We start from the raw sequence: 241 nt of genomic DNA on the forward strand, positions 1-241 counted from the left end.
GACTCGCCGTAGGCGAAGTCCATCGACACGTCCCGGATCTCCATCGACGTGCCCGGCACCTTGGAGCCGAACCGGACCGTGACGCCCTCGTCGGGCTGGACGCGGATGACGATCGCGTTCTGCCCGAGTTCCTCGGTGGCGGTGGTGTCGAAGGGGGAGTGCGGGGCGCGCTGGAAGACGACCGCGATCTCGGTGACCCGGCGGCCCAGCCGCTTGCCGGTGCGCAGGTAGAAGGGGACGC

General features: G+C 70.1%; 1 pseudogene. It reads right to left on the bottom strand.

The features are described from left to right. Window positions 1-241, bottom strand: a pseudogene (locus H0H10_RS02230) (glucose-6-phosphate dehydrogenase); the annotation flags it as partial.

Origin of the sequence: Streptomyces griseicoloratus, assembly GCF_014534645.1 — a bacterium.
Taxonomy (GTDB): Bacteria; Actinomycetota; Actinomycetes; order Streptomycetales; family Streptomycetaceae; genus Streptomyces; species Streptomyces griseicoloratus.